The 14143-nt window shown below is 69.7% G+C and carries 9 protein-coding genes; 3 read left to right on the forward strand and 6 right to left on the reverse strand.

Annotated features, from left to right (window positions below):
• Positions 1-85 precede the first annotated feature (85 nt).
• The 4 genes from fdhF to apbC form a co-directional block, all read right to left on the reverse strand.
• Positions 86-2968 carry a formate dehydrogenase subunit alpha gene (gene fdhF / locus ABD866_RS07580; RefSeq protein WP_345062808.1) on the reverse strand — a complete coding sequence of 961 codons (2883 nt, stop codon included), beginning with the start codon at positions 2966-2968 and terminating at the stop codon, positions 86-88.
• Positions 2965-4917: an NADH-ubiquinone oxidoreductase-F iron-sulfur binding region domain-containing protein gene (locus ABD866_RS07585; protein WP_345062810.1), complete on the reverse strand. Its 1953-nt coding sequence runs from the start codon at positions 4915-4917 to the stop codon at positions 2965-2967. Before ABD866_RS07585 ends, fdhF begins: the two co-directional genes overlap by 4 nt.
• 99 nt (positions 4918-5016) lie before the next feature.
• On the reverse strand, positions 5017-5973 hold the full coding sequence (locus tag ABD866_RS07590; protein ID WP_345062812.1) for a LysR family transcriptional regulator: 957 nt from the start codon (positions 5971-5973) through the stop codon (positions 5017-5019).
• A 24-nt stretch (positions 5974-5997) separates the two neighbouring features.
• On the reverse strand, positions 5998-7089 hold the full coding sequence (gene apbC, locus ABD866_RS07595; RefSeq protein WP_345062814.1) for an iron-sulfur cluster carrier protein ApbC: 1092 nt from the start codon (positions 7087-7089) through the stop codon (positions 5998-6000).
• Positions 7090-7460: 371 nt separating this feature from the next.
• On the opposite strand from apbC, the gene ABD866_RS07600 reads away from it, so the two are divergent.
• On the forward strand, positions 7461-8036 hold the full coding sequence (locus tag ABD866_RS07600) for a restriction endonuclease (RefSeq protein ID WP_345062816.1): 576 nt from the start codon (positions 7461-7463) through the stop codon (positions 8034-8036).
• 87 nt (positions 8037-8123) lie between these two features.
• Positions 8124-9362 carry a patatin-like phospholipase family protein gene (locus ABD866_RS07605; RefSeq protein ID WP_345062818.1) on the forward strand — a complete coding sequence of 413 codons (1239 nt, stop codon included), beginning with the start codon at positions 8124-8126 and terminating at the stop codon, positions 9360-9362.
• 251 nt (positions 9363-9613) lie between these two features.
• Here ABD866_RS07605 and ABD866_RS07610 read toward each other — a convergent pair whose 3' ends face one another.
• Positions 9614-10507: a hypothetical protein gene (locus ABD866_RS07610; protein WP_345062820.1), complete on the reverse strand. Its 894-nt coding sequence runs from the start codon at positions 10505-10507 to the stop codon at positions 9614-9616.
• 174 nt (positions 10508-10681) lie between these two features.
• Positions 10682-11752 (reverse strand): SMP-30/gluconolactonase/LRE family protein, encoded by a 1071-nt coding sequence (locus tag ABD866_RS07615; protein ID WP_345063024.1) that lies wholly within the window; start codon positions 11750-11752, stop codon positions 10682-10684.
• A gap of 287 nt (positions 11753-12039) precedes the next feature.
• Between ABD866_RS07615 and metG the strand changes: the two genes are divergently transcribed.
• A complete protein-coding gene (gene metG / locus ABD866_RS07620; protein ID WP_345062822.1) occupies positions 12040-14121 on the forward strand; it encodes a methionine--tRNA ligase in 2082 nt (693 codons plus the stop codon).
• The last annotated feature ends 22 nt before the right edge of the window (positions 14122-14143 follow it).

The following is a 14143-nucleotide window of genomic DNA, read 5'->3' on the forward strand; positions in this document are numbered from 1 at the left end:
TGTACCCCTTCGCCCCGGCGCTGCGCGCACCGGGGCGGGAAAGTCCGGGTGCCGCAGTCGCGCATCCGCAGCGGTCAGGCGTGTGTCAGGCAGGGGCAGGTCGCAGGGCGACCGCGCAGTACTTGAATTCGGGAATCTTGCCGAACGGATCGAGCGCCGCATGGGTGAGCAGATTGGCCGCCGCCTCGGCGTAGGCAAAGGGCAGGAACACGCTGCCGCGCGGCGTGCCATCGTCGCGGCGCAGACGCACCCGCACGCTGCCGCGGCGCGAGCGCAGCTCGGCCCAGTCGCCAGGCGCCAGGCCCCAGGCGGCCAGGTCGTCACCATGCACCGAGGCTGTGGCCTCGGGCTCCAGCGCGTCCAGCACCTGGCTGCGCCGCGTCATGCTGCCAGTGTGCCAATGCTCGAGCTGGCGGCCGGTGATGAGCACGAGCGGGTATTCGGCATCGGGCCGTTCGGCGGCCGGCACCAACCCTGCAGGCACCAGCTGCACGCGCCCGCTGGGGGTCGGAAACCGCTCGGTGAAGACCACTGGCTGGCCCGGGTCCTCGGGCGTGAGGCAGGGATAGGTCACGGTGGAAGCCGCCCCCAGCCGCTCCCAGGTGATGCCGCCAATGGCCGCCTGCATGGCCGTGCGCATCTCGTCGAACACGGCGGCCACGCCCGACTCGGGGCCAGGATATTCCCATCCCGTGGCCCCCGTTGCGGCCCCCGGCTTGGGGGCATACAGGCCCAGGCGCTGCCCCATCTGCTGCACGATCCAAAGGTCGGGCCTGGCATCGCCCGGCGGGTTCAAGGCGCGGCGGCCCATCTGCACCATGCGGTCGGTGTTGCTCACGGTGCCGGTTTTCTCGGGCCAGGCCGACGCAGGCAGCACCACGTCGGCCAGCCACGCGGTTTCGGTGAGGAAGATGTCCTGCACCACCAGATGGTCGAGCGCTGCCAGCGCCGCGCGTGCGTGGTGCAGGTCGGGGTCGCTCATGGCCGGGTTCTCGCCCATGATGTACATGCCACGCACCTTCTGCGGGTCCTCGGTGGGGGCGAGCGCGCGGTTCAGGATTTCGACCACGGTCGCGCCCGGCTTGTCATCAAGCTGCGCGCCCCAGAAGGCCTCGAACCACGCATGGGCCTCGGGGCGGTCCACGCGCTGGTAGTTGGGGAACATCATCGGGATCAGCCCGGCGTCGCTCGCGCCCTGCACGTTGTTCTGCCCGCGCAGCGGGTGCAGCCCCGTGCCGGGCCGGCCGATCTGGCCGGTGAGCGTGGCCAGCGCGATCAGGCAGCGCACGTTGTCGGTGCCATGTACATGCTGGCTCACGCCCATGCCCCACAAAATTATCGCACTGCGCGCCGTGGCATAGGCGCGCGCCACCTCGCGCAGCGTCTCGGCCGCAATGCCGCACACCGGGGCCATGGCCTCGGGGCTGAAGTCACGCACATGGGCGCGCAGGGCCTCGACGTTGGCCGCGCGTTCGCGCACAAAGGCCTCGTTCACCAACCCTTCCTCGACGATGGTGTGCAGAAGCGCGTTGAGCAGGGCCACATCGCTGTCGGCCTTGAAGGGCAGCACCCGCCAGGCGTGGCGCGCCAGGTCGGTCACGCGCGGATCGGCCAGCACGATGCGGGCCCCGCGGCGTGCAGCGTTCTTCATCCAGGTGGCGGCCACCGGGTGGTTGGCGGTGGGGTTGGAGCCGATCACCAAAATCAGCTCGGCCTCGGCCACGTCGGCCACCGGGTTGCTCACCGCCCCTGAGCCCACGCCTTCGAGCAGCGCCGCCACGCTGGAGGCATGGCACAGGCGGGTGCAATGGTCCACGTTGTTGCTGCCGAACACGGTGCGCACCAGCTTCTGGAACAGGTAGGCTTCTTCGTTGCTGCCCTTGGCCGAGCCGAAGCCCGCCAGCGCCGCCGGGCCATGCTGCGCGCGCAGGGCGCGCAGCGGCGCGGTGGCGCGCTCCAGGGCTTCGTCCCAGCCCACGGGCTCGAACACCTCGCGCCAGTCGCGCGGGGTGCCGAGCAGCGCCGGGTCTTTGGGCACGCCCGCACGGCGCACCAGCGGCTGCGTGAGCCGCTCGGGGTGGTGCACGTAGTCAAAGCCAAAGCGCCCCTTGACGCACAGCCGCCCGGCGTTGGCCGGGCCTGCGCGGCCTTCGACGCTCACGATCTTCTCGTCGCGCACGTGGTAGGTGACCAGGCAGCCCACGCCGCAGAACGGGCAGACCGAATCGACCGAGCGGTCCACGCGCTGCGGGCCCAGGTGCGTCTTGGGCATGAGCGCGCCCGTAGGGCAGGCCTGCACGCATTCGCCGCAGCCCACGCAGGTGCTGGCGCCCATGGGGTCGCCCAGGTCGAACACGATGCGGCTGTCCGCCCCGCGCAGCGCGGTGCCGATCACGTCGTTGACCTGCTCTTCGCGGCAGGCACGCACGCAGCGGTTGCACTGGATGCAGGCATCGAGCTGCACGGCCATGGCCGGGTGGCTCAGGTCGGGCGGCGGGGCTTCGCGGCGCAGCGCGGCCAGGGCCGGGCGCACCGTCACGCCCTCCGACTGCGCCCAGGCGCTGAGTTCACCATGCGGGTGGGCCGGGTCGTCCTGCAGCCACTTGTGGCCCTGCTCGGGCAGGTCGGCCAGCAGCAGTTCGAGCACCATGGCCCGGGCCTGCCGGGCACGCGGGCTGCTCGCCTGCACCTGCATGCCCGGGGTGGGCGCGCGGCAGCAGCTCGGGGCCAGCGTGCGCTCGCCCGCAATCTCGACCACGCAGGCGCGGCAGTTGCCGTCGGGCCGCAGGCCATCCTTGTGGCACAGGTGGGGCAGCTCCACCCCGTGGCGGCGGGCGGCGGCCAGCAGGCTTTCGCCCGGCTGGGCCTGCACAGGCTGGCCGTCGAGCACAAAGGGCACGGCTTCGGTCGCGCCACCGGCCAGGACGGCCGCGCCGGGCAGCGGGTGCAGGGGGATGCGCGCGTTCATGCCAACACCTCCGGGGTCTCGCTGCCGCCCAGCCGTTCGGCCAGCGGCGCGCCGCGCGGCGGCGGCAAGTCGCCGGGCCAATGCCCCTCACCCACCTCGTGGGCAAAGTACTTGTGCACGCAGCGGATCGGGTTGGGCGCGGCCTGGCCGAGCCCACAAATGGAGGCGTCGGCCATGACCTGCGCCAGGTCGTCCAGCAGGTCAGCGTCCCATTGCGGGGCCTCCATCAGGCGCGCGGCCTTGTCGGTGCCCACGCGGCAGGGCGTGCACTGGCCGCAGCTTTCGTGCGCAAAAAAGCGCATCACGTTCAGCGCGGCGTCGCGCGCACGGTCGTGCTGGCTGAGCACGATGACCGCGGCCGAACCGATAAAGCAGCCGTGCGGCTGCAGCGTGTCGAAGTCCAGCGGTACATCGGCCAGGGCTGCCGGCAGGATGCCACCCGACGCCCCGCCGGGCAGGTAGGCGTACAGCGTATGTCCGGGCAGCATGCCGCCGCAGTATTCGTCCACCAGCTCGCGCAGCGTGATGCCCGCCGGGGCCAGCTTGACGCCCGGCGAGCGCACCCGCCCGCTCACGCTGAACGAGCGCAGCCCGCGGCGGCCGTGGCGGCCAAAGCCGGCAAACCACTGCGGGCCGCGCTCCAGAATGTCGCGCACCCAGTACAGGGTTTCAAAGTTGTGGGCCAGCGTCGGGCGGCCGAACAGCCCTGCCTCCGCAATGTAGGGCGGGCGCAGGCGCGGCTCGCCACGGCGGCCTTCGATGCTTTCGAGCATGGCCGACTCCTCGCCGCAGATGTAAGCCCCGGCGCCCCGGCGCAGTTCGATGTGCGGCAGCGGGTACGGCGGCTCGGCCTGCAGGCGCTCCAGTTCGCGGGCCAGCAGGGCGCGCGCGCCGTGGTATTCGTCGCGCAGGTAGATGTAGACGGCGTCGACGCCCACCACCTGCGCGGCGATCAGCAGGCCTTCGAGAAAGCGGTGCGGGTCGCGTTCCAGGTAGGTGCGGTCCTTGAAGGTGCCGGGCTCGCCTTCGTCGATGTTGACGGCCATCAGCGCCCCGCCCCGCCCGGCGGCTGCCGCGCGGGCCGCGTGATCGCGCACGATGCGCCACTTGCGCCCGGCCGGAAAGCCTGCACCGCCCAGGCCACGCAGGCCCGCGTCTTCCATCGCTTGCAACACCGACTCGGCGTCGCGCGTGCCGTGGGCCACGGCGGCGGCCAGCGCGTACCCCCCGCTGGCGCGGTAGCGCGCAAGGTCGGTGAAGGCGGGGCTGACCGGGTCGTCGGCTGCGGGCAGCGGCTGTCCAGCAAAGTCGGACGCTACAAAATCAATAGCTGCTCGTGCTAATGAATGCTGGGCTACAGCCCGATTTGGCATGGAATCGAGCAACGCCAGCACCCCCTCAACACTGGCCTCGGGCACCGGAAGCTGGTGCAGCACGGCCACCGGGGCCTGCTCGCAGCGGCCCACGCAGGGCTCGGGCTGCACGGCCACGTCGGCCACCCCCAGCGCGGCCAGGCGCGTGCGCAGGCCATCGAGCAAGGCATCGGCCCCGGCCAGGCTGCAGCTGAGGCTGTCGCACACACGCAGCACCAGGCGCGGGGCGGCTTCTCCGTCGGTGCGGCGGTCAAAGTGGTGATAGAAGCTCGCGACCTCGTGCACCTCGGCCATGGAACGGCCAGTGAGCCGCGCCAGCGCGACCAGGTGCCGGTCGAACAGCGCGCCAAAAGCGTCCTGCAGCTGGTGCAGATGCTCGATCAGCAGATCGGGCCGGTGGCCGCCGGGCGGCGGATCGCCGATCAGCGCACGCACCTCGGCCAGCGCGGCGTCGTCGGGCTGGCGTCCCTTGAGGTGGGCGCGGCGGCGCAGGCTGGCGCGCAGGTCGTCGGCGCTGCCCAGGGCTTGGGCGTTGGCAGGAGGGCGTGGGGCAAGGGGCAGGGTCTGGGCGGTCATCGTGCAGCAATCAGGCCGCCTGGCGGTGGGCGGGGCGGCGTGCGCGCAGTGTGGCCCTGCAGCGCGCGGCGCGTCAAATCAGATGGATGTATGGCGCGATCACGCGGCTGAATCGCCCGGCACCGGCTGCGGGCCGCTGTGGGCCGCCGCTTCGCGCTGCCAGTCGGCGTCTTGCACCAGCGCCAGAGCGGCCTGCAGCGCACGCGGCGGGGCCTGGCGCGCGTGGGCGATGAAGCCCATGGGCGTCTGCACCACGGGAGACACCAGCGGGTGCGCGCGCAACCCGGCTTGGCCGCGCAGCGCGGCCACCACGGCCCCAGGCAGCACGCTGACCACGCCGCCTGCGGCCACCGTGAGAGCCAGGGCCAGCACCGAATCGGTCTCGATGGCGGGTTGCACGGCCACGCCCGCGCGCTCGAAGGCCGCGTCCACGATGCGGCGGTTGTGCATGTCGGGCGTGAGCAGGCACAGCGGCAGCCGGGCGGCGTCGGCCCAGGCCAATGGCGGGCCCGCAGCCAGGGCGGGGGCGCGCTCGTCGGCCTGCAGCAGGTGGTAGTGCTCGGTGTATTGGGGCCAGGCGGCCAGGGCCGCGCGGTCGGGCGGCAGGCGGTCGAGGTAGCCCAGCGCCAGGTCCACCGACAAGGCCTGCAGGCCGTCTTCCAGCGCCTGCGAACTCATGGCCAGCACCTGGGGCACGATGCCCGGGTGCCGCGCGCGCAGCCGGGCTGCAAAGCGCGCCAGCAGCGGCATGGCCGTGGGCACGGCGGCCAGGCGCAGGCGGCCGCGCGGACCCAGAGCGTCGCTGGCCAGCTCCTGCGTGAGCGCCTCGTGCTCGCGCAGCATGCGGCGGGCGGCGGCCAGCACGCGCTCGCCTTCCGGCGTGAAGCCCTCAAACTGCCGCGCACGGCGCACCACGGCCACGCCAAATTCGCGCTCCACCGCGCGCAGCGCGTTCGACAGCGCAGGTTGCGTGATGTGGCAGGCCTGCGCCGCGCGGCCAAAGTGCCGGTGCTCCTGCAGCGCCACCAGGTAGCGCAGCGCGGTCAGCAGGTTCATGGCCGGGGGCGCGCGGTGGGGACTTCAGGTGTTCTTGCTGACCGAGATGGTGGGAAACTTGGACGAGAAGTCTTTGGCCTTCTGCGCGATCTTCACCGCCACGTCGCGCGCCACCTTGCGGTAGATCGCGGCCACCTCGCTGTCGGGGTCGGAGACCACCGTGGGCTTGCCGCTGTCGGCCTGCAGGCGGATCTGCATGTCCAACGGCAGCGCGCCCAGGTAGTCCATGCCGTACTGCGCGGCCATCTTCTTGCCCCCATCGGCGCCGAAGATGTGCTCGGTGTGGCCGCACTGGCTGCACACGTGCACCGCCATGTTCTCGACGATGCCCAGGATGGGCACGCCCACCTTCTCGAACATCTTGATGCCCTTCTTGGCGTCGAGCAGCGCGATGTCTTGCGGGGTGGTGACGATGACCGCGCCCGTCATGGGCACGCGCTGCGAGAGCGTGAGCTGGATGTCGCCCGTGCCCGGGGGCATGTCCACGATCAGGTAGTCCAGTTCCTTCCAGTTGGTCTGGCGCAGCAATTGCTCGAGCGCCTGCGTGGCCATGGGGCCGCGCCAGATCATGGCCTCGTCGGGGTCGATCAGGAAGCCGATCGACATGACCTGCACGCCGTAGTTTTCGAGCGGCTCCATGGTCTTGCCGTCGTCGCTTTCGGGGCGGCGGGCAATGCCCAGCATCATGGGCTGGCTCGGGCCGTAGATGTCGGCGTCGAGCACGCCCACGCGCGCGCCCTCGGCGGCCAGGGCCAGGGCCAGGTTGGCGGCGGTGGTGCTTTTGCCCACGCCGCCCTTGCCCGACGCCACGGCAATGATGTTCTTGACCTGCGGCAGCAGCTGCACGCCGCGCTGTACCGCATGCGCCACCACGTTCGTCTGGATGCGCACCGACACGTTGTCCACCCCGGGCACACCGCGCGCAGCGGCCACCAGGGCGCGGCGCAGATCGCCCTCGATGCTGCGCGCGGGATAGCCCAATTCCACGTCAAAGGCCACGTCGCCGCCGTCGATCTGTACGTTGCGCACTGCGCGCGACGATACGAAATCCTTGCCGGTGTGGGGGTCCTGCACGCTGGCCAGTGCGGCCATGAGGGCTTGTTCGGTGACTGCCATTCGAATTCTCCTGTGGGGGCCGTTAGTCTAGGCGCTGCGACCCACCCTCGCGCCGTGGGGGACAATGCGCGCCGCATCACCGACATCGTCCACACTAAGGCCTGCTCACACAATTTTTGCCAGATGCGTTGCAATCCGAAAGAGCCAAGCGCTAGTCGCCAAAAGAAGCTGGGGTGCGGCCCCAGCGAGGCTTGGCAACGACGCGGATGGCTCTTTTGGGTTGCAACCCGAAGGGAAGGCCATGGAAAAGGCGCCACTCGTTGTTGCATTTCTAGCCAAGGCCCCGGCCTTGGCGTCGTCACGCGCCTAGATTGGCGCCTTTTCCATGGCCTTCGCACAGGCAAAAATAGTGTGAACAGGCCCCCGTACCCGTGAAATTCAAGCCCGCACCCAATTCACTGTTCGCCATCCTGCTGCGCTCGCCGTGGTGGGTCAGCTTCGCCGTGGTCGGCGCCATCGTGGCGCTGTCGTTTGCGTTGCTGCGCACCGACTTCGCCATCGTAGGCGCACTGACCTCGCTGCCTTTCGTGGTGATCGGCTGCATGGCCGCCTGGCGGCAGTGGCGCCAGCCCAGCGCCGCCAAGGTCGCAGAGGCCCTTGCTGGGCTCGCTGCACTGCCGTCGCGCGCCGCGTCTGAACGGCTGCAGCGCACGTGGGAGCGCGGCGGCTACAGCGTGCAGGCGCTGGGCAGTAACGCAGCCGATTGGCGCCTGGAGCGCAACGGACGGATCACGCTGGTGAGCGCGCGCCGCTGGAAGGCAGCCACCCACGGTGTGGAGCCGCTTCGCGAGCTGCATGCGGCCATCCAGCGCGAGGGTGCAGACAGTGGCCTGTATCTGGCGGGCAACGGCACGCTCAGCGACAGTGCGCGCATCTTTGCGCGCGACCACGGCATCACCGTGCTCGACGGGAATGCCATCGGGGCGCTGCTGATCGCGTCGCGCTGAACGCAGGCCGCGCATCCCCGGGCTTTCCCGCATGGCGGGCAGCGGCGGGCGCCCGAACACTGTTGGGCAGACCCACGATGCCCACCCATGCCCACGCCCCCTGACACTGCATCGCCCACCGGCCTGCTGCTCACCGGTGGCGGCGCGCGCGCAGCCTACCAGGTGGGCGTGCTCGAAGCCATTGCCGACCTGCGCCGCACCTGCGGGGCCGAGCGCGAGCCCAACCCCTTTCCCATCATCACCGGCACGTCGGCAGGGGCGATCAACGCCGCCGCGCTGGCCTGCGGGGCCGACAACTTTGACCGCGCGGTGCGCCGCGTGGCCCGGGTGTGGCGCAATTTCCACGCCCACCATGTGTACGGAGCCGACTCCCTGAGCGTCGCGCGCAGCGGGGCACGCTGGCTCACGCTGCTGTCGCTGGGCTGGGCGCTGGCCCGTTGGCGGCGCATGCGGCCGCGCTCGCTGCTCGACAACACCCCACTCGAACACCTGCTGACCAAGATGGTGCCGCTGGTGCGCCTGCCGCGGCTGCTGCGCCAGGGGCACCTGAAGGCGCTGGCTGTCACCGCGTCGAGCTACACCACGGGCGAGCACGTCACCTTCTTTGAAACGCAGGCCGAACTGCAACCCTGGGTGCGCTCGCAGCGCCGCGCGGCGCGAGACCGCATCACCCACGAGCACCTGCTGGCCTCGTCGGCGATTCCGTTCGTGTTTCCGGCCAAGGCCATCCACATGGACGGCCGCACCGAGTTCTTTGGCGACGGCTCCATGCGGCAGTCGGCGCCCATAGCACCGGCCATCCACCTGGGAGCTGAGCGCATTGTCGTGATCGGGGCTGGGCGCATGCACGAGCCCAAAGACCCCAGCAGCACCGCCGCAACCCCCACCTATCCGTCACTTGCGCAGATCGCAGGCCATGCGCTGTCCAACATTTTTCTGGACGCACTGGCCGTGGACGTGGAGCGCGTACTGCGCATCAACCAGACGCTGTCGCTGATTCCGCCCGAGGCCCGCGTGCACAGCGCGCTGCGCCCGATTGACCTGCTGGTGATCGCCCCGTCGCAGCGGCTGGACGCCGTGGCCGCGCGCCACGTGGGCGACCTGCCGCGGCCGGTGCGGGCCATGCTCGGGGCGCTGGGCGTCACCTCCAACATGGCCGACGTGCGCGGCGCGGCACTGGCCAGCTACCTGCTGTTCGAGCAGGGCTACACGCGCGAACTGATGGAACTGGGCCGTGCCGACACGCTGGCGCAGCGCGACGCGGTGTGCCGCTTCTTCGGCTGGCACGACCGGGGCGATCCGGTGCAGCGGCGCGAACACCGCTAGGGAGGCTCTGCACAAGCCTCGCAAGGATGCGCGGATGCCAATCAGGGGGCACGAGGCGGTTTTGCATCCGATCGCGCGGCGATTGGCAGGAATGGCAACGCAGTAGTCTGCCAGAGCCGTGCCCGCGCAGACTGCAGAGCGTCGTGCCAAGCGTCCCTCGTGCCCGAAGGCACGCACTGCGCACCCCATGGGCGCTGCGGGGGGCATGTGGTCGGTCATGCGAGTCTTGTCGCGTGGCCGACGCGCCTGCGTCAGCGCTTGCTGTGCAGGCGCCTTGCCGCCAACAGTGCCAACGCGCCTGCCATCGCACCCCACAGGGCCAGGCCGCCCACCGGCACCGGCTGCGGCGCCGCAGGACTCTCGGACACGCGGAACACCTTGAGTTCGTCCAGGGTGCCCGGGTTGCGGGTGTAGACCGCGATCTTGTTGAAGGCCGGCGCCAGTCCGGCGTACTCGGCCGAGGGCGCGGGCGGATTCAGGTAGTCAAAGCCGGTGAGACTGGACAGCACCCACATGCGGGTGTTGTTGGCCGTGTAGTCGATGCGCAGCACCACCGCGGCCAGCGTACTCAGTGGCACGGTGCTGCACGCCGACGCAATCGGCGCTTGCAGGGTACTGTCCAGAATGGCGTACACCGGGCTGCCACAGGACCCGTTGTTGCCCGCACCGCCCGCGATCGTACTACCCGAAAACAGCCGGATGGACGGGGTGCCACCACCCGACTGTGTGCTGAATTGCGAGAGAAACTGCACGAACACCACCCCCGTGTTCTGCAAAGGCAAGGACCGGGCCGAGTCGTTGAGCAGCGAGCCGCCCGTGCGGAACACGATGCGCCCCCCGCTACTGGTCAGCCCGGGCACGGTCAGGCTGGCAGCCCCCACGTTAAAACTCGTGAAGAAGTTGCTGTCCGACGCCCAGGGCCCAGACCATCCCGTGCCGCCGTTGTTGCCGGGCAAGGGAGCGTTGGCCGTGTACGCGAAAGAATCTTCGGCGATGGTGGTGATCACCGGCGCAGCCCGCAGCGGCGTGCACGCCGCCCAAGCGGCCAAGGCAAACGCCGCCACGGTGCCTCCACGGCACAACGAACGGACCTGCAGGCAAATACTCGGCAATCCGCGAAAGCGCTTGAGACCAGAACGAGGCATGGAGAACAGGACGGGATAAAGGCGGGCGAGGTCTGCGCAGCTCGAAGCAGCACATCCCAAAGTGCCAACGATCATGGCACATCCAGTTACAACCTGCGGCACGCAGGTCCATGGCCACCACGGCCGGAATCCGCATCAGGGGCCCATGCGCCGGGCGCGGCTGGGGCCCTGCGTTCAGGGCTTGGGCAGCCAGCCCAGCACCGGCGCGTGCAGGCTCTGCACGTACCAGCGGTCGGCGGTTTCGGTGATGGCGGTGGTTTCGGGGTAGGCGCCCGAAGGGTCTTGCAGGTCGGCCACGATGCGGCCGTCTTCGGTGAAGGCGATCACATGGCCATAGGCCTTGGGAATGGGCCAGAGCGCGCGCGGGAGCCGCAGCGTGACACTGCGCAGCCAGGGCTTGCCCGCCATGGCGTCGATGGTGGGGTTGCGCGGCTTGGCAAAGCCCAGCCAGATGCGGCCGTCGCGCCCACGCATCAGGTTGTCGGGGTAGCCGGGCAGGTTGTCGAGCAGCACCCGGGCCTTGGGGCCGGGCGCTGGGGCCAGCAGGTCAAGCCGGTCGGCGTCCACCGCAATCTTCCACACCCGGTACTTGCCGGTCTCGTTCACAAACAGGTGGCGGCCGTCGGCGCTCAGCGCCACACCGTTGGCAAAGCTCAGGCCCTGGGCCACCACACGGGTGCGGCGCGTGGCCGGGTCGTATTCGAGCACGCGGCCGGTGCTGCGCTGCTCCAGGATGTCGAGCACGCTGGCCTCGAAGGTGCCGCCCCAGTCGGCCGGGGCAAAGCGGGTGGAGGCATCGCTCAGGTACATGCGGCCGTTGGGGGCTACCACCACGGCGTCGGCGTAGCGGATCGGGTCGCCGTCCACACGGTCGGCCAGCACCTCCACGCGGCCGTCGGGCGTAATCGCGAGCAGGCCGCGCATGGCATCGGCCGCGATCAGGCGGCCGCGGGCGTCGAAGTCAAAGCCCAGCACGCGCCCGCCGGTGCGCGCAAACACGCTGCGGCCGCTGCCGTCGGCGTTCATGCGCAGGATGGCGCCGCTGGCCACCGTGGTGTAGAGCTTGCCGTCGGGCCCGAAGGCAATGTGCTCGGGGCCGATCTCGCCGCCCAGGTCGATGGTCTTGAGGCCCTTCAGGCGCTCGTTGGGCGCGTGCACGCCCACATAGCCCTGTGCAGGCGGCGCGCGCCAGGCCACAGGCTCAATGGGCACCGGCCAGGCGGCCAGATAGGCCACCAGCGCCAGCGCCACCACGCCCACAGCACCGAGCACGCGGGGCCAGGCAGAGGGACGTTGGGTGGGGATCGGGCGGGGCGGGCTGGAATACATGGCAGAGCTCAGCAGAAGCAGACCCTGGCCCCGCACATGCGGGGCGCACAAGGATGGTGCAGATCGTCGCCCCAGGCCGCGGCGCTGGCAAGCGCCGAATGCGCAGCCGTGGACGCCCGCGCGACAGACGGCAGGGGCTTGGGCCGCCGCCCTAAAATCGCGGGTTTCGCCGCCGAGCGCTACCGCCCCCGAGAGCTGGACCCATGCCCGCACGCAAACTGTTTGTCACCACCGCCCTGCCCTATGCCAACGGCAACTTCCACATCGGCCACATCATGGAGTACATCCAGGCCGACATCTGGGTGCGCACGCAGCGGCTGCTGGGCCACGAGGTGAACTTCGTCGGCGCCGACGACACGCACGGCGCGCCCATCATGATTGCGGCCGAAAAGGCCGGCAAGACGCCGCAGCAGTTCGTGGCCGACATTGCCGCGGGCCGCAAGCAGTACCTGGACGGCTTTCACATCCAGTTCGACAACTGGCACAGCACCGATGCGCCCGAAAACCACGAACTGGCCCAGCAGATCTACCTGGACCTCAAGGCCAACGGCCTGATCGAGACCCGCACCATCGAACAGTTCTTCGACCCCGAGAAGAACATGTTCCTGCCCGACCGCTTCATCAAGGGCGAATGCCCCCGCTGCCACGCCAAAGACCAATATGGCGACAACTGCGAGAACTGCGGCGCGGTGTACGCGCCCACCGACCTGATCGAGCCGTACTCGGCACTGTCGGGTGCCAAGCCCGTGCTCAAGAGTTCGGACCATTTCTTCTTCAAACTGTCGGACCCGCGCTGCGTGGCGTTTCTTGAAGACTGGACGCAGGACGGCCGCCTGCAGCCCGAGGTGGCCAACAAAGTCAAGGAATGGTTCAGCGTGCGCACCAACCCCGACGGCACCACCAGCGAAGGCCTGGGCGACTGGGACATCTCGCGCGATGCGCCTTACTTCGGTATCGAGATTCCGGGTGCGCCGGGCAAATACTTCTATGTGTGGCTGGACGCGCCGATTGGCTACCTGGCCTCGCTCAAGAACCTGCTGGCGCGCCGCGGCGAAGACTACGCCGCCTACATGGCCGACCCGCAGCTGGAGCAGTACCACTTCATCGGCAAGGACATCGTGACCTTCCACACGCTGTTCTGGCCGGCCATGCTCAAGTTCAGCGGCCGCAAGGTGCCCAATAGCGTGTTCGTGCACGGCTTCCTCACGGTGAACAACGGCGAGAAGATGAGCAAGAGCCGCGGCACGGGGCTGGACCCGCTCAAGTACCTGAGCCTGGGCATGAACGCCGAATGGCTGCGCTACTACCTGGCGGCCAAGCTCAGCGCGCGCAACGAAGACATCGACTTCAACGCCGACGACTTCCTGGCGCGCGTCAACAGCGACCTGATCGGCAAGTACGTCAACATCGCCAGCCGCGCGGCCGGCTTCATCAGCAAGCGCTTTGGCGGCGCCCTGGGCGAGGTGTCGGCCGACGGCGATGCGCTGCTCGAACACCTGCGCGCAGCCGCCCCGGCCATTGTCGAACTGCTGGCCGAGCGCGAGTACGGCAAGGCCTTGCGCGAAACCATGCTGCTGGCCGACCGCGTGAACGAGTACGTGGACCAGAACAAGCCCTGGGAGCTGGCCAAGCAGGACGGCATGGAAGCCCGCCTGCACGACGTGTGCACCACCTGCATCGAGGCCTTCCGCATCCTCACCATCCTGCTCAAGCCCGTGTTGCCTGCGCTGGCCGCGCAGGTCGAAGGCTTCCTGCAGGTGGCGCCGCTGCGCTTTGACAGCGCCCAGCAGCCGCTGGGCGCGGGCCATCGCATCGGCACCTACCAGCACCTGATGCAGCGCGTGGACCTCAAGCAGCTTGAGGCCTTGTTTGAGCCCCCAGCCCAGCAAAGTCAAGCACAAGCCGCTACAGAAGTTGTAGCACCCGGTGGCGAGGACATTGCCCCCGTGATCACCATCGACGACTTTGCCAAGGTGGACCTGCGCATTGCGCGCATCGTGCAATGCGAGCGCGTCGAAGGCTCGACCAAGCTGCTGCGCCTGACGCTGGACGTGGGCGAAGGCCGTACGCGCAACGTGTTCAGCGGCATTGCCAGCGCCTACCAGCCCGAAGACCTGGTGGGCAAGCACACGGTGATGGTGGCCAACCTCGCGCCGCGCAAGATGAAGTTCGGCATCTCCGAAGGCATGGTGCTGGCCGCCAGCCATGCCGACGAAAAACAGCAGCCGGGCATCTACGTGCTGGAACCCGTGGCCGGCGCACAGCCAGGCATGCGCGTGCGCTGAGCACCTCGCGCTCCCGGGGCAG

This window comes from Acidovorax lacteus, assembly GCF_039540375.1.
Classification (GTDB): Bacteria; Pseudomonadota; Gammaproteobacteria; order Burkholderiales; family Burkholderiaceae_C; genus Acidovorax_G; species Acidovorax_G lacteus.

What these genes read in the sequence shown, in the direction of transcription:
- fdhF (WP_345062808.1), bottom strand. Translation starts at nt 2,968, where the DNA reads ATGAACGCGCGCATCCCCCTGCACCCGCTGCCCGGCGCGGCCGTCCTG.
- ABD866_RS07585 (WP_345062810.1), bottom strand. Translation starts at nt 4,917, where the DNA reads ATGACCGCCCAGACCCTGCCCCTTGCCCCACGCCCTCCTGCCAACGCC.
- ABD866_RS07590 (WP_345062812.1), bottom strand. Translation starts at nt 5,973, where the DNA reads ATGAACCTGCTGACCGCGCTGCGCTACCTGGTGGCGCTGCAGGAGCAC.
- apbC (WP_345062814.1), bottom strand. Translation starts at nt 7,089, where the DNA reads ATGGCAGTCACCGAACAAGCCCTCATGGCCGCACTGGCCAGCGTGCAG.
- ABD866_RS07605 (WP_345062818.1), top strand. Translation starts at nt 8,124, where the DNA reads ATGCCCACGCCCCCTGACACTGCATCGCCCACCGGCCTGCTGCTCACC.
- ABD866_RS07610 (WP_345062820.1), bottom strand. Translation starts at nt 10,507, where the DNA reads ATGCCTCGTTCTGGTCTCAAGCGCTTTCGCGGATTGCCGAGTATTTGC.
- metG (WP_345062822.1), top strand. Translation starts at nt 12,040, where the DNA reads ATGCCCGCACGCAAACTGTTTGTCACCACCGCCCTGCCCTATGCCAAC.